The following is a 20,797-nucleotide window of genomic DNA, read 5'->3' on the forward strand; positions in this document are numbered from 1 at the left end:
TACTCCTCCCGCTTGGGCTGGGGTCACCTCCGCCCGCCCCCCCGTGGCCACCGGCCCGGGGCCGCGACCCACACCGGGGCCGCCCCTTCGTGTTTACGGAAACCCACGACGGGCCGCCGGTGACACGCGAAGGGCCGCCGCGGTCCGCTCCGTACGCGCTGTACGGAGCGGACCGCCGCGGCCCTCGCTGTGCCGGGGTCCCGTCCTTCGGGTCGGGCCCCGGCCACCTCAGTCGAAGAGGTTCCCGCTTCCGGCGGTCTCCTCGGTCGGCTCACCGCCGGTGCCGCCGTTCCCGTTGCCCCCGTTGCCGGGGCCGCCCGGGTCCGTCGTCGGATCCGTCGGTGTCGGGGCCGTGGTGCCCGTCGGGGTCGGTTCGGTCGTCCCGCCGGTGTTGCCGCCGTCGTTGCCGCCGCTTCCGGTGTCCTCGCAGTTCCAGCTGTCCCAGATGTTGCAGGTGGTCTTGCCGGGCTTCGGCTCCTTGGTGGTCGGACGGCCCGCGTCGGTGGGCGTCGCCGGGGGAGTCGTCGTCGGAGCGGTGGTGGCCGTCTCGGTCGGCGTCGCCGTCTCGGTGGGGGTCGGGGTGGCCGTCGGCTTGGGCGTGGCGCCGCCGCCGTAGACCGCCTCGGCGTCCGCCAGCTTCTCCGGCTCCGGGAACTCCTCCGCGGGCAGGTCGGCGACGGCGTCCGTCATGTAGTCGTTCCAGATCTGGGACGGGAAGGACGAACCGTGGATCGAGTCCTGGCCACCCGTGCCGTACATCTCCTGGAACTCGCGGTTCTTCTTCGTCTCGTCGTCGTCGAAGCGGTACATGTCGATCGCCGTCGAGAGCTGCGGGGTGTAGCCGACGAACCAGGCCGACATGTTGTCGTCGGTGGTACCGGTCTTGCCGGCCACGTGGCGGCCCGGGATGGCCGCGTTGTTACCGGTGCCGTCCGGGTCCTCGACGACGCTGCGGAGCACGTCGGTGACGTTGGAGGAGATGGCCGAGGAGAACGCCTGCTCGCCCTTGGCCTCGTGCTTGTAGATGACCTGGCCCTCCTTGAGGACCTTGGTCACCGAGTACGGCTCGTTGCGGGTGCCCTCGTTGGCGAAGGTGGCGTAGGAGCCGGCCATGCGGATGGCGCTGGGGCTGGAGATGCCGAGTGAGAACGACGGGACCTCGCCCTTCACCAGGGAGTCGGGGCGCAGACCGGCGGCGACGGCCGCCTCACGCACCTTGTCGATGCCGACGTCCATGCCCAGCTGGACGAAGGGGGAGTTGGCGGAGACGATCATCGCCCGGCGCAGACTGATGTTGCCGTAGCTCTGGTCGCCCTCGTTGTTCTGCTCCCACTCGTCGCCGTTCTCGTTGTGCCAGATCTCGCCCTTGTAGTCGCGGACCTTGAGGTCGTCCTTGCCGCTGTAGCGGCTCTTGTCGGGGTCGACCAGGGTCCGCGAGGAGGGCCCCTGTTCCTTGGGACCGTCAGGGTCGCGCACGCCGTCCTTCATCGCTGCGGCGAGGACGAAGGGCTTGAACGTCGAACCGACCTGGGCACCGGTGGTGTCGGCGTTGTTGGTGTAGTGCTTGGTCGCGTCCTGGCCGCCGTAGATCGCGACGATGGCACCGGTCTTGACGTCCACGGAGGCGCCGCCGAACTCGACGTTGGTGTCGTCCTCCGGCCGCTCCTTCTCGTCGATGTACTCGTCGTAGATCTTCTTGACCGAGTCCTGCATCGCCATCACCTTCTTCTTGTCGAAGGTGGTGTGGATCTCGTATCCGCCCAGATCCAGGGCCTCGGCGCTGATGTCGTACTTGCTGCGGAAGTTGGCCTTCGCGGTGGCGACCAGGTAACCGATCTGGCCGCTCAACTGGGCGTCCTGCTTCGGCTTCTGGATCTTCGGCAGGGTCGTGTACTTCGCCCGCTCCTCGGCCGAGATCTTCCCGTCCTTGACCATCTCGTCGAGGATCCAGCTCCAGCGCTCGGTGAGGCGCGCCAGGTTGTTCGCGGGAGTGGCGTTGGGGTCGACCTCGGGGTAGCCGGCCGGGTCGAAGTACGTGGCGCCCTTCAGCACGGAGGCGAGCACCGCCGACTCGGAGGCGTTGAGGTGCTTGGCGTCCTTGTTGAAGTACGCGCGGGCGGCGGCCTGGATGCCGTAGGCACCGCGGCCGTAGTACGCGGTGTTGAGGTAGCCGGCCAGGATCTGGGGCTTCTCGACCTCGTTGCCGACCTTGATGGAGATGAAGAGTTCCTTCACCTTCCGGGACAGCGTCTGCGACTGGTCGTTGAGCAGGCCGTTCTTCACGTACTGCTGGGTGATGGTCGATCCGCCCTGGGTCTCGCCGCCCTTCGCCATGTTCCACACGGCGCGGCCGATGCCCATCGGGTCGACGCCCCAGTCCTTGCGGAACGTCTTGTTCTCGGCCGAGATCACGGCTTCCTGCATGACCATCGGAATCTGGTCGATGCCGATGATCTGGCGGTTCTGGCCCGCGCCGGTGGCGACCATGCGGGTGCCGTCGGACCAGTAGTAGATGTTGTTCTGCGAGGTCGCGGTCGCGTCCACCTTCGGAACGACGACCTGCGAGTACGCGATGACCGCGCCGCCCATGAGGAGGCCGCAGAACAGCAGGAACGTACCCGTCACGAGCTTCCAGGACGGCATCCAGCGACGCCAGCCGTCCTTGTCGTGGCGCGGGTAGTCGATGAAACGCTTCTTGCCCGGCGGGCGACCCCCCGGGCCTCCGCCGCGTCCATCACCGCCACCGCCACCGCCGCGGCGGCTACCGCCGCCACCGGGGCCGTTCGGTCCACCGGGACCGGCCGCGGGCGCGCGTCGGCGACCGCCCCGCTGGGCGGCGCGCCGGGCCTCCGCGCGGCCGCCGTACGGACGCGCCTCCTCCTCGTGGGAGGACGACGCGGCCCCCCCGTACGCGCCGGACGACCCGTAGGGGGCCGGCGATCCGTACGGGGGTGTCCCCGTACCGGTGTCATGGGCCGGGGCCGACCTGCGGCCCGCCGGCTGCTGGGCGGCGCGTCGTGCCGCCGCGCGGCCGCCCGTCGGCGGCTCCTGCGACGGCATCCTGCGACGGTGCTCGCTCATCGAACGACTACTCCTCGGGCAGGCGTGTACGCCTGGAAGCGGCAGTTGAGTTCCGGTCCCCCCGAAATGCGCACGACCGGAGCCCATCGGAGGCCCCTTTCGTATCGCAGCCGGTCACCCGCTGCACTGACGCCCCAGCGCGGCTCCTGGTTCCCGGTGGTGTGCATGCCGCACAGACTACGCACGGCCAAAACCCCTCTTGCGCCGGAGTTCACCCCAAATCAGGCAAGTCGCACGCTGTGAATTGACGATGTGACGCCGGTCACGGCACCCCCACTTGTCGGACCTCTCGGGCCGTTCTATCGTCGTGATGTATCGAGTCGATACATCAGCACGGCATAAAGTGTTCCGAGGGCGGACCGCAGGACGGAGGAGGCGACGGATGAGCAGACGCTCAGGCATCCTCGAGTTCGCCGTTCTCGGCCTGCTGCGCGAAGCCCCGATGCACGGCTACGAGCTGCGCAAGCGCCTCAACACCTCGCTCGGCATCTTCCGGGCGTTCAGCTACGGGACGCTCTACCCCTGCCTCAAGACGCTGGTCGCCAACGGCTGGTTGATCGAGGAACCGGGCAGCGCCCCCGAGGAGGCCCTCGCCTCGTCACTCGCGGGACGCCGGGCCAAGATCGTCTACCGGTTGACACCGGAAGGTAAGGAGCACTTCGAGGAGCTCCTCTCCCACACAGGCCCCGACGCCTGGGAGGACGAGCACTTCGCCGCCCGCTTCGCGTTCTTCGGCCAGACCGAGCGCGAGGTGCGGATGCGGGTCCTCGAAGGCCGCCGCAGCCGGCTGGAGGAGCGCCTGGAGAAGATGCGCGCCTCGCTGGCCCGGACGCGCGAGCGACTCGACGACTACACGCTTGAGCTCCAGCGCCACGGAATGGAGTCCGTGGAGCGCGAAGTGCGCTGGCTGAACGAGCTCATCGAGAGCGAGCGGGCGGGCCGCGACCAGCGGCCCGACACCGACGCTCCGCACGACAACGATTCTGGAGAAACGGGCGGCCTGCCCCGGCACGGGGGCAGTACCCGGCCGGATCCGTCCGACGACACCGCCAAGTGAAACCCTGCGCACAGCAGGGCTTCCACGATCACACAGGGAGCAACCGGAATGGGTTCGGTTCGCGTAGCCATCGTCGGCGTGGGCAACTGCGCCGCCTCGCTGGTGCAGGGCGTCGAGTACTACAAGGACGCCGACCCGGCGTCCAAGGTGCCCGGCCTGATGCACGTCCAGTTCGGCGACTACCACGTCGGTGACGTCGAGTTCGTCGCCGCCTTCGACGTCGACGCGAAGAAGGTCGGCCTCGACCTCTCCGACGCCATCGGCGCCAGCGAGAACAACACCATCAAGATCTGCGACGTCCCGAACGCGGGCGTCACGGTCCAGCGCGGTCACACGCTCGACGGTCTCGGCAAGTACTACCGCCTGACCATCGAGGAGTCCGCCGAGGAGCCGGTCGACGTCGTCCAGATCCTGAAGGACCGCCAGGTCGACGTCCTCGTCTGCTACCTGCCCGTCGGTTCCGAGGACGCGGCGAAGTTCTACGCCCAGTGCGCCATCGACGCCAAGGTCGCCTTCGTCAACGCCCTCCCGGTCTTCATCGCCGGCACCAAGGAGTGGGCCGACAAGTTCACCGAGGCCGGTGTCCCGATCGTCGGCGACGACATCAAGTCGCAGGTCGGCGCCACCATCACGCACCGCGTGATGGCCAAGCTGTTCGAGGACCGCGGTGTCCGCCTTGAGCGCACGATGCAGCTCAACGTCGGCGGCAACATGGACTTCAAGAACATGCTGGAGCGCGACCGCCTGGAGTCCAAGAAGATCTCCAAGACGCAGGCCGTCACCTCGCAGATCCCGGACCGCGAGCTGGGCGAGAAGAACGTCCACATCGGCCCCTCGGACTACGTGGCCTGGCTGGACGACCGCAAGTGGGCGTACGTGCGCCTCGAGGGCCGCGCCTTCGGCGACGTCCCGCTGAACCTGGAGTACAAGCTCGAGGTCTGGGACTCCCCGAACTCGGCCGGTGTCATCATCGACGCCCTGCGCGCCGCGAAGATCGCCAAGGACCGCGGCATCGGCGGCCCGATCCTCTCCGCGTCCTCGTACTTCATGAAGTCCCCGCCGGTGCAGTACTTCGACGACGAGGCCCTGGCCAACGTCGAGAAGTTCATCAAGGGCGAGGTCGAGCGCTGACCTTCCGAGGTCCGATGCGTCTCACCTGACGAGGGTCCCCGCGGCAAACCGCCCGGGGACCCTCGCCGTATGTGAGTCTTGCTGCCATGTCCGTCGTACGTGACCTGCGCGTACTGCTGCGCCTGCGCGACTTCCGGCGCCTGCTCACCGTCCGGCTGCTCTCCCAGTGCGCCGACGGCGTCTACCAGGTGGCCCTGGCCACGTACGTCGTCTTCTCCCCCGAGAAGCAGACCTCCCCCACCGCCATCGCCTCCGCCATGGCCGTGCTCCTGCTCCCGTACTCCCTCGTCGGCCCGTTCGCGGGAGTCCTCCTCGACCGCTGGCAGCGCCGCCAGGTCTTCCTCTACGGGAACCTGCTCCGCGCCCTGCTCGCCGGCGGGACCGCCGTGCTCGTCCTCGCCTCCGTCCCGGACTGGCTCTTCTACGCCTCCGCCCTCTCCGTCACGGCCGTCAACCGCTTCGTCCTCGCGGGGCTCTCCGCCGCCCTGCCCCGGGTCGTCGACGAGGAACGGCTCGTCGTGGCCAACTCTCTGTCGCCCACCGCCGGCACCCTCGCGGCCACGGTCGGCGGCGGACTCGCCTTCGGCGTCCGGCTGCTCGCCGACGACTCCGACGCGGCCGTGGTCGCCTTCGGAGCCGTCCTCTACCTCTGCGCCGCACTCGCCTCGCTGCGGATCGCCCGTACGCTGCTCGGCCCCGACCCTGACCAGGTGCCGCCCCGGCTCTCCACGGCCCTCGTCTCCACCGCCCAGGGCCTCGCCGCCGGACTGCGCCACCTCTCCGAACGGCGCCCGGCGGCCCGGGCGCTCGCCGCCGTCGGATCGATGCGCTTCTGCTACGGCGCCCTGCTCGTGACCGTACTCATGCTCTGCCGGTACACCTGGAGCACCACCGAGTCCGAGGGGCTGGGACTGCTGGGGATCGCCGTCGCCGCCTCCGGCGCCGGGTTCTTCGCCGCCGCCGTCCTCTCCCCCTGGGCGGTCGGCAGGTTCGGGCCCTTCGGCTGGATGATCCTGTGCTCGGCCGCGGCCGCCGTGCTCGTCCCGGCGCTCACGCTGCCCTTCGCACCCACGCCCTTCCTCGTCGCCGCCTTCGTCCTGGGGCTCATCACCCAGGGAGCGAAGATCGCGACGGACACCGTGGTGCAGACGAACGTGGACGACGCCTTCCGCGGGCGGGTCTTCTCCCTCTACGACGTGCTGTTCAACGTCGCCTTCGTCGCGGCGGCCGGGGTCGCCGCCCTGATGCTGCCGCCCGACGGCCGCTCCCCGCTGCTGGTCGCGCTGGTGGCGGCCGGCTACGCGGCCATCGCCCTGCTGCTGCGCGGGGGGCTCCGCGAACGGTGATGTTTCACGTGAAACACCGACCGCGGTGTTTCACGTGAAACAGGGGCGCACGTCAGTCGCGCGCGGCCCACCACTCCTTGAGCGCGGCCACGGCCTGCTCGTACTCCATCGGCCCGTTCTCCAGGCGCAGCTCCAGCAGGAACTTGTACGCCTGACCGACGGCGGGACCCGGCTTGATCTCCAGGATCTCCTGGATCTGGTTGCCGTCGAGGTCGGGGCGGATCGAGTCCAGCTCCTCCTGCTCCTGGAGCTGGGAGATGCGGTCCTCCAGGCCGTCGTAGGCACGGGAGAGCGCCGACGCCTTGCGCTTGTTGCGCGTGGTGCAGTCCGAGCGGGTCAGCTTGTGCAGGCGGGAGAGGAGCGGGCCGGCGTCGCGGACGTAGCGGCGCACGGCCGAGTCGGTCCACTCGCCCGTCCCGTACCCGTGGAAGCGCAGGTGCAGCTCCACGAGGCGCGAGACGTCCTTGACCATGTCGTTGGAGTACTTCAGCGCCGTCATGCGCTTCTTGGTCATCTTGGCGCCCACCACCTCGTGGTGGTGGAAGGAGACCCGCCCGTCCTTCTCGAAGCGGCGGGTCCGCGGCTTGCCGATGTCGTGGAGGAGCGCGGCGAGCCGCAGCACCAGGTCCGGGCCGTCCTCCTCCAGGTCGATCGCCTGGTCCAGGACGGTCAGGGAGTGCTCGTACACGTCCTTGTGCCGGTGGTGCTCGTCGCTCTCCAGGCGCAGCGCGGGCAGCTCGGGCAGGACGTGCGCGGCCAGGCCGGTGTCGACGAGCAGACCGAGGCCCTTCCGCGGGTGGGCGGAGACCAGCAGCTTGTTCAGTTCGTCCCGCACGCGCTCGGCCGAGACGATCTCGATCCGGTCCGCCATCTCCGTCATCGCCGTGACGACCTCGGGGGCGACCTCGAAGTCGAGCTGGGCGGCGAAGCGGGCCGCCCGCATCATGCGCAGGGGGTCGTCGGAGAAGGACTCCTCGGGCGTGCCCGGGGTACGCAGCACCCGGGCCGAGAGGTCCTCCAGACCGCCGTACGGGTCGATGAACTCCTTCTCGGGGAGCGCCACGGCCATCGCGTTGACGGTGAAGTCACGCCGGACGAGGTCCTGGTCGATGGAGTCGCCGTAGGAGACCTCGGGCTTGCGGGAGGTGCGGTCGTACGCCTCGGAGCGGTACGTCGTGACCTCGATCTGGTAGCCGTCCTTCTGCGAGCCGACCGTCCCGAAGGCGATCCCGACCTCCCAGACGGCGTCGGCCCAGGGGCGGACGATCTTCAGGACGTCCTCGGGGCGGGCGTCGGTGGTGAAGTCCAGGTCGTTGCCGAGCCGGCCGAGGAGGGCGTCCCGTACCGAGCCGCCGACCAGGGCGAGGCGGAATCCGGCCTCCTGGAAGCGGCGCGCGAGGTCGTCGGCGACAGGGGACACGCGCAGCAGTTCGCTGACGGCGCGGCGCTGCACCTGGCTCAGTTCGGTCGAGGTGTCTTCGTTGGCGTTCGGCACAACAGAAAAGGGTACGTGTACCGCTCCGCCCCGACGCCCCCGTTTTCCCGGCGGCCCGCCGTCCCCGGCCCGGGACACCTGTGGGGTTCCTGTGAAAGAGGCCCTCTCCGGTGTCATCGGCTGGAGGAGTCCCCGGCACTCGGCCCCGTCATGCCTCGTTACCATGCCTGGACACAGCAACCGGGCACCACTGGCATCACGGGCACCACCGACAAGGACGAGGACGGGCGAACGCGTGGCTGAGGCGGCAGCTTTCCAGGGAACCGGTCCCTCACCTGCCCGCCGATGGCTGCGGCGCACCCTCACGATCGCCGTCGGAGCGCCCCTCCTCGCCGGGCTCCTCCAGAGCCCCCCGGCGTCGGCCCAGGCCGCCGAGGAGGCCCCGGTCTCCCGGACCGTCGATGTGTCGATCGACACGCTCACGCCGAGCGCCCCGGTCGAAGGGGACACCGTCACCGTCACCGGGACGCTGACCAACCGCGGCAAGCGGGCCATCACCGACGCCTCGGTGAACCTGCGGGTCGGCCCGCGGATGAACAGCCGCAGCGAGATCGACCAGGTCGCCCGTCGCAAGGGCTTCCGCTCCGACAGCGACCCGCGGCCGCTGGACGCCGTTCCCGAGATCGACATCGACCGGCTCGACGTCGGCGTCCCCCACGACTTCCGGATCTCCGTGCCGGTCTCCAAGCTGGAGCTCGACGACGAGGGCGGCGTCTACCAGCTGGGCGTCTCCCTCACCGGGCAGACCTCCGACCAGCAGTACGACCGCGTGCTCGGCATCGAGCGGACCTTCCTGCCGTACCAGCCCGAGCCGACCGACAAGCGGACCCAGCTCACGTACCTCTGGCCGCTGATGTCCTCGGCCCACATCTCGGCCGACACCGCCTCGGACGACCAGCAGACCCCCGTCTTCCAGGACGACGAGCTGGCCGAGGAGCTCCGCCCCGGCGGCCGGCTCGACGAGCTGGTCACCCTGGGCCAGGGGCTCCCGGTCACCTGGGTGATCGACCCGGACCTGCTGGCCTCCGTCGACGCGATGGCGAACGGCTACCGCGTCAAGGACGGCACCGGGCACACCGCCGGCACGGACGCCAACAGAAAGCTGGCGGAGCGCTGGCTCGGCATGCTGGAGAAGGCGGTGCAGGGCCGCAAGGTCGTCGCGCTGCCCTTCGCCGACCCCGACCTCGCCTCCCTCGCCCACAAGGGCAAGGCCGTCCCCGGCTCGCTGGAGCACCTCCAGTCGGCGACGGAGCTGGCCGGGTCGACCGTCGAGACGATCCTCCACGTCCAGCCGGCCACCGACTTCGCCTGGCCGGTCGACGGTGCCGTCGACCCCTCGATCATGGCGGTCTCGACCTCAGCGGGCGCCCGCAAGGTGATCGCCCGCAGCGACAGCATCCAGGACGACGACCTCTCCTACACGCCGACCGCGGCCCGTCCGCTCGGCGGCGGCACCACGGCGGTGGTGAGCGACGCGGAGCTGTCGACCGCCTTCCAGGGCGACATGGTCCGGGCCGAGGCGTCGACCCTCGCCGTCCAGGAGTTCCTGGCGCAGACCCTCGCCATCACTCTGGAGCAGCCGCAGGACCAGCGCAGCGTCGTGGTCGCCCCGCAGCGGCAGCCGAGCGTGGCCCAGGCCCAGACGATGGCGGCCGCGGTCCGCGGGCTCGGCGCCAAGCGCTGGACCCAGCCGCTCGACCTCGTCGCCGCGGCGGCCGCCAAGCCGGACCCGGACGCCTCCACGACGGTGCCGCGCGCCTCGCAGTACCCGAAGAAGCTCCGGAACACCGAGCTCCCCGTGGACGCCTTCCGGGACATGAAGACCACCCGTGACGAGCTCGACGACTTCAAGGTCATCCTCAGCCAGGCGGACCGGGTCGTCCCCCCGATCGGCAACGCGATCAACCGCGAGATGTCCACCTCCTGGCGCGGCCGGGCGGGCGAGGCGGCGATCTACCGCGTCGAGGTCGAGGACGTCCTCCAGCGGCTCACGAAGAGCGTCGTGCTCGTCGACAAGTCCGACCTGACCCTCTCCGGCCGCAGCGCCACCATCCCCGTCACGGTGCAGAACAAGCTCCTCCAGGACGTGGAGGGGCTCGTCCTGCGGCTGACCTCCAGCAACGGCACCCGGCTGAAGGTCGACGGCGAGACCTCCGCCGAGCTGCCCATCACGGTCCGCGCGGGGCACAGCCAGTCGGTGAAGTTCCCCGCCTCGGCCAACGCCAACGGCCAGGTCTCGATGACCGCCCAGCTCTACACCGTGGACGGCACGCCCTACGGCTCGCCGATGACCTTCTCCGTGAAGGTCTCCGAGATGACCCCGACGGTGATGCTGGTCATCGCCGGCGGTGTGCTGCTCCTCGTCCTCGCCGGCGTCCGCATGTACAGCCAGCGCAAGCGCCTGGCCGCCCGCGCCGCCGAGGCCGAGGCCGAAGCGGAGGCCGAAGCCGAAGCCGAGGCGCAGCCGAAGGACCAGCCGCAGCCGGAGGACGAGCCGCAGCCCGCGACCGGGACCAGGGACGAGGCCGAGCCCACCGCACGCGCGGCGGACGAGACCGAGAACACGACGACCGCGCCCCCGACCGGGCCCACCGCGCAGCCCGGAGACGGGACCGTCGCCGGGGCGAACCCCCGTCCGGAGACCGGGGCCACCGTGCCCGCTCCCGCGGACGGCGCGGCCGACGGCGCCGCGGCGGACGGAGCCGAGCACCCGAGTGACCCGGACGCGGACACCGGCCCCGAAAGCGGCGACCCGTCGGGCCCGGGTGAGAAAGTGGACCGTTGAGCGATGTCGTGGCCGGTCGGCCGGGGACGATGAGGTGGGGTAACCATGAACGCGCCGTACGACGCTGACCGCGGCCAGGGTGCGGGCGGCGCCGCACCGTCCGGCGGCACGCCCCAGACGCCCGCCGGGCACGACGGGCAGCCGGTCCCGCCGCCCCCGCCGCACGGGCAGCAGCCGGGGTACCCGCCGCAGACCCCGTACGCCCAGCAGCCCTACGGACAGCACCCCTACGGTGCCGCGCCGCAGGACCCGTCCGCCCACGCCGAGAACCCGTACGCGCAGGACCCCTACGTCCAGGACGCCTACGCCCACGACCCCTACCGGGCGCAGGACCTGTCCGCGCAGGACCCGGTGGGCGAGGCGCTCTACGACCGCGCCGCCCACCCGCCGCCCCCGCCGGGCACGTACCAGGAGCCGCAGCCGCTCTACCAGCAGCCGGCCACGCCCCACCACGCCCCCGACCCCCGCGTCTGGGCCCACACCCCGGCGCCCGAGCCCGACGGCCCCTCCCGCCACCTCCCGTACGGCGACGACGCCCGCACGGTCCAGTTCACCGGTGTCGACGACCTGGTGACCCGGGCGAGCGAGGAGGAGCCGCCCGAGCAGGACGCCTTCGCGCACCTCTACCGGGACCAGCAGGGCCAGGGCCAGGTGCCCGCCCCGGCCTCGGAGCCCGACCCGCTGCCCGCCCCCGCGCCGAAGAAGACCGGCCGCGCCTCCGGGCTGCTGAAGTCGAGCGCCGTGATGGCCGCCGGCACCCTGGTCTCCCGGCTCACCGGCTTCGTGCGTTCGCTGGTCATCACCGGCGCCCTCGGCGCCGCGCTGCTCGGCGACACCTTCACCATCGCGTACACCCTGCCGACGATGATCTACATCCTCACCGTCGGCGGCGGCCTCAACTCGGTCTTCGTGCCGCAGCTGGTCCGTTCCATGAAGAACGACGAGGACGGCGGCGAGGCGTACGCCAACCGCCTGCTCACCCTCGTCATGGTCGCGCTCGGCCTGATCGTCGTCGCCGCCGTCTTCGCGGCGCCCGTGCTGATCCGGCTGATGTCGAACACCATCGCCGACGACGCCGCCGCCAACAGCGTCGCGGTGACCTTCGCCCGCTACTGCCTGCCCACGATCTTCTTCATGGGCGTGCACGTGGTGATGGGCCAGATCCTCAACGCCCGCGGCAAGTTCGGCGCGATGATGTGGACCCCGGTCCTCAACAACATCGTCATGATCATCACCTTCGGCCTGTTCATCTGGGTCTACGGCACCTCCGCCGAGTCCCACATGGGTGTGCAGACCATCCCCGACGACGGCATCCGCCTCCTCGGCATCGGCACCCTGCTCGGCCTCGTCGTCCAGGCGCTGGCGATGATCCCGTACCTGCGCGAGACGGGCTTCCGCTTCCGGCCCCGCTTCGACTGGAAGGGCCACGGCCTCGGCAAGACGGTCAAGCTCGCGAAGTGGACCGTCCTCTTCGTCCTCGCCAACCAGGCGGGCGTCCTGGTCGTCACCCAGCTCGCGACCGCGGCCGGCGAGGAGTCCGGCAGGAACGGCGCCGGCTTCCTCGCGTACTCCAACGCGCAGCTGATCTGGGGCATGCCGCAGGCCATCATCACGGTCTCCGTCATGGCCGCCCTGCTGCCCCGGATCTCCCGCGCCGCCAGCGACGACGACCCGGGCGCCGTCCGCGACGACATCTCCCAGGGCCTGCGCAACTCCGCCGTCGCCATCGTCCCGGTCGCCTTCGCCTTCCTGGCCCTCGGCGTCCCGATGTGCACCCTGCTGTACGCCTCCAGCGGCGTCGAGGCCGCCCAGGGCATGGGCTTCATCCTGATGGCGTTCGGCCTCGGCCTGATCCCGTACTCGGTGCAGTACGTCGTCCTGCGCGGCTTCTACGCCTACGAGGACACCCGCACGCCCTTCTACAACACCGTCATCGTCGCCGCCGTCAACGCGGCGGCCTCCGCGCTCTGCTACGTCCTGCTGCCCGCGCAGTGGGCCGTCGTCGGCATGGCCGCCTCCTACGGCCTCGCCTACGCGGTCGGCGTCGGCATCGCCTGGCGCCGGCTCAGCAAGCGCCTCGGCGGCGACCTCGACGGCTCCCACGTGCTGCGCACCTACGCCCGTCTCTGCATGGCCTCGCTGCCCGCCGCGGTCGTCGCCGGCGCCGTCGGCTTCGGCCTGCTGAAGCTGCTCGGCGAGGGCGCCCTCGGCTCGCTGGTCGCGCTCGTCGTCGGCGGCGCGGTGCTCCTCGGAGTCTTCTTCGTCGCCGCGCGACGCATGCGGATCACCGAGCTGAACACCCTCGTCGGTATGGTGCGGGGCCGTCTGGGACGCTGATCCCGTCCTCCAGGACAACCATCGGGGGGAACCGTGTGTCGTGCATAGCGTCCGACTGTGGGCACAATTGGCTTGGCTGTTGGATGTGGCGCAACGGATGGGGAGGCAGGAACGACGGTGGCGGAACGTAGCACGGCTGCCGTCGACGTGGCCGACAACAGCGGTGACGACCCGCTGACCGCGCAGGCGGACACGGCCGCGACCGACGGGGTGGCGGAAGAGCGGAAGACGGCGGAGGAGCCCGCGGGGGCCCCCGAGCAGAAGGCGGTCGAACGGAAGAACGGCGAACAGCCCTCCATCACTGCACCCGAGTTGCACAGCGGCCACAAACTGGCCCGGCGCTACCGGCTGGAGGAGTGCGTCACCCGTCTGGACGGCTTCAGCAGCTGGCGTGCCGTCGACGAGAAGCTGCGGCGGGCCGTCGGCGTGCACCTGCTGCCGGCCGACCATCCCCGCGCGCGCTCCGTCCTGGCCGCCGCCCGTTCGGCGGCCCTTCTCGGCGACCCCCGGTTCGTCCAGGTCCTCGACGCGGTCGAGGAGAACGACCTCGTCTACGTCGTCCACGAATGGCTCCCGGACACCACCGAGCTGACCGCGCTGCTGGCGGACGGGCCCCTCCAGGCCCACGACGCCTACCAGCTCGTCACCCAGGTGTCCCAGGCCATGGCCGCCGCACACCGCGAGGGACTGGCGCACCTGCGCCTCACCCCGAGCGCCATCCTGCGCAGCTCCACCGGGCAGTACCGCATCCGCGGCCTCGCCGTGAACGCCGCCCTGCGCGGCATCACCGCCGACCGGCCGCAGCGCACCGACACCGAGGCCATCGGCGCCCTCCTCTACGCGGCGCTCACCCAGCGCTGGCCGTACGAGAGCGACGCCTACGGCCTCTCCGGCCTGCCCAAGGGCGTCGGCCTGATCCCGCCGGACCAGGTCCGCGCCGGCGTCCACCGGGGCCTCTCCGAACTCGCCGTGCGCGCGCTCGCCAACGACGGGGCCACGGCCTCCCGCCAGGAGCCGCCCTGCACCACGCCGGACGAACTCGCCAAGGCCGTCGCGGCGATGCCCCGCGTCAAACCGCCGGAGCCGGAGTTCCAGGCCCCCGCCGAGTACCAGCGCACCACGTACCAGCAGGGCACGTACGGGCGTCCCCAGCCGCGCCCCATGCCCACGCAGGTGATCCCGGTGCCGCCGGCACCCCTGGAGAGCCGTACGGGCAGGGCGCTGAAGTGGGCCGTGGGCGCCCTGCTCATCGCCGCCCTGGGACTGGGCAGCTGGCAGATCGCGGACCGGCTCCTCGTCCCGGAGCCGAAGGACGAGGCGCCGATCGTGCAGCCGCCGGTCGACGAGAAGCCCGAGCCGCCGAAGCCGCTCAGTATTCGGACAGCTCAGGAGTACGCCCCGGACGGCTCGCCTCAAAATCTCAATGGCGTGGCCAGCACTTACGACGATGACACATCCACTTACTGGCGCACCAAGAGTTTCTATGACGGACCGACGCTGGCGCCATTCAAGAAGGGCGTCGGTATCGTCTACGACCTCGGCAAGGAAGAAGAAATCACTTCCGCAACCATCGACCTGTACTACGGCGGCGATCACACGACAGCGTCACTTTATGTGGCTGATTCTGTAAATCCGACGGCATCGATCGCCTCGATGAAAGAAATCGCGACAGCCAAAACCACCAAAAACGCGCTGCAGATGGATCTGCAGAACCCGATAAAAGCGCGCTATGTTCTCGTATGGCTCACAGAGCTCCCATATTCGGGAGACGGGTACACCCCGGGTTACAAGCAAGCCGTCACAAACGTGACTTTTATGGGTTCGAAACCGATCAACCGATAACCCCTGTCGGGGATGCCATGGAGAAGTCCAGTAGGCATCCCCGACTCAAAGAGATCAACTGGTTGAATCTGCTTCAACCACAAGTGAAGCCTTTTCCGCAGTCCGCTTGAAGTACTTCTCTATCTCGGTAAAGTCACCCGCATGGCGCTTCACGTGACTTTCCTGCAGTTCGGATTCAACAGAAAGAATCACGGACGGATAGCGAGACTCCTTCTTGCAGCGAACATCTCGCTCAGCCGTTGATCGTTCAGTGGAACTAATATCTTGGGTCTGCCAACGTGGATCATTATTAGCTTCCCAGACATCCCTATACTTGTAGCCGAATCTGGCCATGCAAGATCTCCAGTCAGCCATGACTCGGGTGACCCGAGGATCTTTGCTTGCATCTACAAACGAGCGGTGGTGGTACTGCATCAATGAGGCCCACTGCGGCTTGAATTCCGCCACCCCGTAGATCTCTCTCTCGCCGCGCGGCCGACAAGCGTCTGTTTTCACTTGCGTCCCCGGCTTCACCACCTCACCAGAGGCTCTTCCCGTATACGCCTCAACTGCTTCTGCGGTCGGCTTGGTGGACTTGGGCCCAGATTCTTGATGGTCCTCCCCATCCGAGTAGCCGGGCGCATGGTACCCCCATTTTGCAGCCACAGTCAGTTCAATAACGCCATAGCGACGTCCGTTCATCGGACTGAACTTCAAACTCCTGAGTTTTCCAGGAGATGGCCAAGCAAATCCCTGCTCACGCATACAGGAGTAGGCTACTAGTTCCACGGCTCGATCGTTTATTGCAGCCTGCTGAGGACTCTCCACGTAGGAGTCGAGCGGGAGCACTATGTCGCCGGCGGATCGCACTTCCTTTACGACACGGCCAGCATTGGAAGGCTGAATTATTGGATGAGAGGCAGGTTCGGGAGCATCTCTGTCGCCATTCGAGCTAGAACAGCCGGATAGGGACGCGACGAGCAACCCGATCGAAGCGATAAGTTTCTTGTTCATGACCTGGAAAAGCAAATCGGTGCTCCGGATGCGGAGCACCGATTCAGTCTCTCCTAACCGTAGAGAGTGCCGCACGCCTCATTGAACTTGTGGGAATTCATGTTGTCATTCGCACTTTTCCCGTTGGACAAGGTGATGGTACGGAAGAAAATTATCCCATTCGGCCGGAGAGTAAAGCACGGGCCAGCATGGTTCGAGTTGTAGAAGAAGGCGATCCTGCTGTCCGGATCCCAGTTCGTGGCACCACTGACGTTAGTCGTTACACCGTCCCCGCGGTACAACGCGAGACTGGTCCCGTCGTAAGTGATATTCGCCCAGGAAGCCCGAGAATAGTAGTCGAACCGCTGCCTACCGCCAAGATACTGCCCTCCGTTCTCAAAAAGGCACACCTTGTCGTAAGCATCCTCGTAGGTGCACTCAGGGTTAGCAGCGGCAGCAGTCGATGCGGAAGCAACAATTCCGAAACATGCCGAAGCCGCCACCATCAGGACGGCAGCAAAAGACGTTCTTTTCCTCATAATCCCCTCCCTAGGGTATAACCGGATCTACAGTTTCATACACGCGTTCGATCGTCAAGATCAACTTGATCAGGAATTCCAGGAAGGGGGATCCCTGACGCGTTCCTTCTCTCCTTCGGGTTTACTTTCTGAGCTCAGATGAGTTACATATATGAGATGTCACTATGGAGGGGAGTGTGCCGTTGCCGTCAGAAGACCACCTCGCCACCCTCACCGACAAAGCGCTAATCAGCTGCCATATCGAAGGCAACCCGGACGCCTTCGGTGAGCTCGTACGGCGACACCGCGACCGACTGTGGGCGGTGGCGCTCCGCACCCTGGGGGACCGTGAGGAGGCCGCGGACGCCGTCCAGGACGCCCTCCTGTCGGCCTTCCGGGCCGCCCACACCTTCCGGGGCCAGTCGGCCGTCACGACCTGGCTCCACCGCATCACTGTCAACGCCTGCCTGGACCGCCTGCGGAAGACCGCCAGCCGCAGGACGTCTCCCGTCGACGACACCGCCCGCTTCGAGCAGCTCCTCGAACCGCACGAGTCCGCGGAGGCGCCCGCCGAACGCGAGGACCTCCACCGGCAGCTGCTCGCCGCGCTGGCCACCCTCGCCCCCGACCAGCGCGCCGCCCTCGTCCTCGTCGACATGCAGGGATACCCGGTCGCCGAGGCGGCCCGTATCCTCGACGTTCCCACCGGCACCGTGAAGAGCCGCTGCGCACGCGGCCGGGCCCGGCTGCTGCCGATGCTCACTCATCTGCGCGCCGACACCGTGGGTAACGAGGCTCCCGAAGGGGGAAGGAACCGGACGCCGGGGGCATCCGTCCCACCGGTGTCGGAGCCGACGGAAACCGGACCGACTGATCCAGCTGCTGTGAAGGGCGGAGGTGGGCGCGCGTGACCACGACCGACAAGGCCGACACAGCACAGCACCCGGACGTCTCGGAGATCTCCGACCTGACGGAGGGGCTGCTCTCGCCGAGCCGTGCCTCGACGATCCGCCGGCACGTCGACGGCTGCTCGCTCTGTGCCGACGTCCGGAGCTCCCTGGAGGAGATCCGCGGACTCCTGGGCACCCTGCCCGGCCCCCCGCGCATGCCCGCCGAGATCGCCGGGCGGATCGACGCGGCCCTCGCCGCGGAGGCGCTGCTCGACGCCACGGCCCCGGACACGGCCCGCACTGTTTCACGTGAAACCGTGGCCTCGGACAGCTCTGTTTCACGTGAAACAACGCGCCCGTCCCCTGCGGCCCGTTCCACCGAGGGGCGTGCGACCGCCTCCGACCGCCCTCAGGGACGTCCCCGGGCGGCCACCGGACCGGGACGGGGCCGCACCCGCCCCCGCGGCCGGTTCGCCGCTCTCGCGGGCCTCGGCGGGACCCTCGTCGCCGCGTTCTGCGCGCTCGGCCTCTACGCGCTCACCCAGAACGGTTCCCCCGAGCCGCACGCGGTCAAGGCCGACGCCCCCGCGAGCGCGCCGCTGAGCGCCTTCTCCGGGGAACCGGTCGAGGACCGGGTCCAGAGTCTGCTCACGGAGGACCTCACCGCCCGGACCCCGAAGGGCCAGCAGCCCGAGTCGCTCTCGGCCGAGCAGACGCCGAACCTCGGCACCGCCCAGCGGAACAGCGACACCGCGCTCCCCGGCTGCGTCCTCGCGGGCACCGGCCGCCAGGACGCCGTCCTCGCCTCCGAACGCGGTGAGTACGAGGGCGTCTCCGCGTATCTCCTCGTCCTCCCCGACCGGGCCGACAGCACCCGCGTCCAGGCGTACGTCGTCTCCGCCTCCTGCACCGGAGACACCCCGGCCCAACTGCTCCAGAGCGCCTCCTATCCGAGGCCCTGAGCCCTCCCCCGTCGCCCGGTCGTCGCCCGGTCGTCGCCCCGCCGTCTCACGGGTCCGTCTCACTGTGCGTCTCACGCACGCGCCGCGCGGCGCTCTCGGGAATGCTCGCCCCTTAGGATCCGTTGGGTGGGGTGAGAGTGACCGAGACACCGCCCCGTAGGCAGTAGGCAGTCTGCAGAGACGAGGAAGAAACCCGTGAGCGACGTCCGTAACGTGATCATCATCGGCTCCGGGCCCGCGGGTTACACCGCTGCGCTCTACACGGCCCGAGCGTCGCTGAACCCGCTGGTCTTCGAGGGCGCCGTGACCGCGGGTGGCGCCCTGATGAACACCACCGAGGTCGAGAACTTCCCCGGTTTCCGTGACGGCATCATGGGCCCGGACCTCATGGACAACATGCGGGCGCAGGCCGAGCGCTTCGGCGCCGAGCTCGTCCCGGACGACATCGTCGCCGTCGACCTCACCGGTGAGATCAAGACCGTCACCGACACCGCCGGCACCGTGCACCGCGCCAAGGCCGTCATCGTCACCACCGGCTCGCAGCACCGCAAGCTGGGTCTGCCGAACGAGGACACTCTCTCCGGCCGCGGCGTCTCCTGGTGCGCCACCTGCGACGGCTTCTTCTTCAAGGACCAGGACATCGCCGTCGTCGGCGGCGGCGACACCGCGATCGAGGAGGCGACCTTCCTCTCCCGCTTCGCCAAGTCGGTGACGATCGTCCACCGCCGTGACACCCTGCGCGCCTCCAAGGCGATGCAGGAGCGCGCCTTCGCCGACCCGAAGATCAAGTTCGCCTGGGACAACGAGGTGGCCGAGATCCACGGCGACCAGAAGCTCTCCGGTCTGACCCTGCGCAACACCAAGACGGGCGAGACCAGCGAGCTGCCGGTCACCGGTCTCTTCATCGCCGTGGGCCACGACCCCCGGACCGAGCTGTTCAAGGGCCAGCTGGAGCTCGACGCGGAGGGCTACCTCAAGGTCGCCGCCCCGTCGACCCGCACCAACGTCACGGGTGTCTTCGGCGCCGGCGACGTCGTCGACCACACCTACCGCCAGGCCATCACGGCAGCCGGTACCGGCTGCTCCGCCGCGCTCGACGCCGAGCGCTTCCTGGCCGCCCTCGCCGACAGCGAGAAGCTGGCCGAGACCCCCGCGGTCTGACCCGAACTCTCCTCACCCCACACCCCACGAAGTTAAGGAGGCCGCCGTGGCCGGCGCCCTGAAGAACGTGACCGACGCTTCCTTCGAAGAGGACGTCCTCAAGAGCGACAAGCCCGTCCTGGTGGACTTCTGGGCTGCCTGGTGCGGCCCGTGCCGTCAGATCGCCCCGTCGCTGGAGGCCATCGCCGCCGAGCACGGCGAGATCGAGATCGTGAAGCTCAACATCGACGAGAACCCGGCCACGGCCGCCAAGTACGGCGTCATGTCCATCCCGACGCTGAACGTGTACCAGGGCGGCGAGGTCGTGAAGACCATCGTGGGTGCCAAGCCGAAGGCCGCCATCCTCCGCGACCTGGAGCCCTTCGTCGAGGCGAAGTGACCCTCCTCTGTTTCACGTGAAACGGCCCGTCCCCGCGCTGCGGGGACGGGCCGTTTCCGTCGGTGTCACAGGGGCCGCAGAGCCGGTTCCTTCTGCACCGCGCCGAGCAGCCGGTCCAGCGCCATCTCGACGTCCTCCTTCCAGGAGAGCGTCGTCCGCAGCTCCAGCCGGAGCCGGGGGAAAGCGTGGTGGGGCCGTACGGTCTTGAAGCCGACCGCGAGCAGGTGATCGGCCGGGAGCACACAGGCCGGTTCCTTCCATCGGGCGTCTCCGAATGCCTCGATCGCCTTGAAGCCCCGCCGCAGCACGTCCTTGGCCACCGTCTGCACCATCACCCGGCCCAGCCCCTGCCCCTGGTACTCCGGCATGATCCAGGCCGTCATCAGCTGGACGGCATCGGCCGCCACCGGACTCGTGGGGAACGCCGTCGCCCGCGGCACGTAGGCCGGGGGAGCGTAGAGCACATAGCCGACCGGTACCTCGTCCACGTAGACGACCCGGCCGCAGGACCCCCACTCCAGCAGGACGGCGGAGATCCACGCCTCCTTCTCCGCCTCCGCGCGGCCCGCCTTCACGGCGGCCTCCCCGCTCACCGGATCGAGCTCCCAGAAGACACAGGAACGGCAGCGCTTCGGGAGGTGCGGAAGATTGTCCAGTGTGAGCGGTACGAGCCGACGCCCCACGGCTGCCCCTCGCTTCCCTGGCCCTCGAACGGCCACCGAGCACGGATACGGCTCTCGGAATCGTATCCATGGAGGTGTGGGGGCGACACCGCGCACAGACGAAGGGCGGGGAGCGTTCCGATGATGTCCGGAACGCTCCCCGCCCTGTGTCGTCTGCG

General features: G+C 69.1%; 14 protein-coding genes. 10 read left to right on the forward strand and 4 right to left on the reverse strand.

Annotation, left to right across the window (positions count from 1 at the left end):
* Positions 1 to 228: 228 nt before the first annotated feature.
* On the reverse strand, positions 229 to 3,081 hold the full coding sequence (locus ACFVU3_RS36615; RefSeq protein WP_390073107.1) for a transglycosylase domain-containing protein: 2,853 nt from the start codon (positions 3,079 to 3,081) through the stop codon (positions 229 to 231).
* Between the two features lie 382 nt (positions 3,082 to 3,463).
* Between ACFVU3_RS36615 and ACFVU3_RS36620 the strand changes: the two genes are divergently transcribed.
* The 3 genes from ACFVU3_RS36620 (at position 3,464) to ACFVU3_RS36630 (ending at position 6,615) form a co-directional block, all read left to right on the forward strand.
* Positions 3,464 to 4,138: a helix-turn-helix transcriptional regulator gene (locus ACFVU3_RS36620; RefSeq protein ID WP_384665561.1), complete on the forward strand. Its 675-nt coding sequence runs from the start codon at positions 3,464 to 3,466 to the stop codon at positions 4,136 to 4,138.
* A gap of 48 nt (positions 4,139 to 4,186) precedes the next feature.
* Positions 4,187 to 5,269 carry an inositol-3-phosphate synthase gene (locus ACFVU3_RS36625; RefSeq protein WP_390073108.1) on the forward strand — a complete coding sequence of 361 codons (1,083 nt, stop codon included), beginning with the start codon at positions 4,187 to 4,189 and terminating at the stop codon, positions 5,267 to 5,269.
* An 86-nt stretch (positions 5,270 to 5,355) separates the two neighbouring features.
* Positions 5,356 to 6,615, forward strand: coding sequence for an MFS transporter (locus tag ACFVU3_RS36630; RefSeq protein ID WP_390073110.1), 1,260 nt, complete (start codon positions 5,356 to 5,358; stop codon positions 6,613 to 6,615).
* Positions 6,616 to 6,667: 52 nt separating this feature from the next.
* Here the strand turns inward: ACFVU3_RS36630 and ACFVU3_RS36635 are convergent, their stop codons facing one another.
* A complete protein-coding gene (locus ACFVU3_RS36635) occupies positions 6,668 to 8,110 on the reverse strand; it encodes a CCA tRNA nucleotidyltransferase (protein WP_390073111.1) in 1,443 nt (480 codons plus the stop codon).
* Between the two features lie 235 nt (positions 8,111 to 8,345).
* Here ACFVU3_RS36635 and ACFVU3_RS36640 point away from each other — a divergent pair, with 235 nt between their 5' ends.
* From ACFVU3_RS36640 to ACFVU3_RS36650, 3 genes are all read left to right on the forward strand, one after another.
* Entirely contained in the window at positions 8,346 to 10,895 is a 2,550-nt protein-coding gene (locus tag ACFVU3_RS36640; RefSeq protein ID WP_390073112.1) for a DUF6049 family protein, read from the forward strand.
* Between the two features lie 45 nt (positions 10,896 to 10,940).
* A complete protein-coding gene (gene murJ / locus ACFVU3_RS36645) occupies positions 10,941 to 13,232 on the forward strand; it encodes a murein biosynthesis integral membrane protein MurJ (RefSeq protein ID WP_390073114.1) in 2,292 nt (763 codons plus the stop codon).
* 117 nt (positions 13,233 to 13,349) lie between these two features.
* Positions 13,350 to 15,074: a serine/threonine protein kinase gene (locus tag ACFVU3_RS36650; protein ID WP_390073116.1), complete on the forward strand. Its 1,725-nt coding sequence runs from the start codon at positions 13,350 to 13,352 to the stop codon at positions 15,072 to 15,074.
* Positions 15,075 to 15,128: 54 nt separating this feature from the next.
* Here ACFVU3_RS36650 and ACFVU3_RS36655 read toward each other — a convergent pair whose 3' ends face one another.
* Positions 15,129 to 15,818, reverse strand: coding sequence for a hypothetical protein (locus ACFVU3_RS36655; protein ID WP_390073118.1), 690 nt, complete (start codon positions 15,816 to 15,818; stop codon positions 15,129 to 15,131).
* 931 nt (positions 15,819 to 16,749) lie between these two features.
* Between ACFVU3_RS36655 and sigM the strand changes: the two genes are divergently transcribed.
* The 4 genes from sigM to trxA all read left to right on the forward strand — a co-directional run bounded on the left by sigM (position 16,750) and on the right by trxA (position 19,956).
* A complete protein-coding gene (gene sigM / locus ACFVU3_RS36660) occupies positions 16,750 to 17,475 on the forward strand; it encodes an RNA polymerase sigma factor SigM (RefSeq protein ID WP_390073119.1) in 726 nt (241 codons plus the stop codon).
* Positions 17,472 to 18,416 carry a hypothetical protein gene (locus tag ACFVU3_RS36665; protein ID WP_390073120.1) on the forward strand — a complete coding sequence of 315 codons (945 nt, stop codon included), beginning with the start codon at positions 17,472 to 17,474 and terminating at the stop codon, positions 18,414 to 18,416. The genes sigM and ACFVU3_RS36665 overlap by 4 nt, the downstream gene beginning before the upstream one ends.
* 195 nt (positions 18,417 to 18,611) lie before the next feature.
* Positions 18,612 to 19,577: a thioredoxin-disulfide reductase gene (trxB, locus tag ACFVU3_RS36670; protein ID WP_390073122.1), complete on the forward strand. Its 966-nt coding sequence runs from the start codon at positions 18,612 to 18,614 to the stop codon at positions 19,575 to 19,577.
* A gap of 46 nt (positions 19,578 to 19,623) precedes the next feature.
* On the forward strand, positions 19,624 to 19,956 hold the full coding sequence (gene trxA, locus ACFVU3_RS36675) for a thioredoxin (protein ID WP_031003116.1): 333 nt from the start codon (positions 19,624 to 19,626) through the stop codon (positions 19,954 to 19,956).
* A gap of 65 nt (positions 19,957 to 20,021) precedes the next feature.
* On the opposite strand, the gene ACFVU3_RS36680 is transcribed toward trxA, so the two are convergent.
* Positions 20,022 to 20,639 carry a GNAT family N-acetyltransferase gene (locus ACFVU3_RS36680; protein ID WP_390073123.1) on the reverse strand — a complete coding sequence of 206 codons (618 nt, stop codon included), beginning with the start codon at positions 20,637 to 20,639 and terminating at the stop codon, positions 20,022 to 20,024.
* Positions 20,640 to 20,797: the final 158 nt, after the last annotated feature.

The organism is Streptomyces sp. NPDC058052 (assembly GCF_042885515.1).
Classification (GTDB): Bacteria; Actinomycetota; Actinomycetes; order Streptomycetales; family Streptomycetaceae; genus Streptomyces.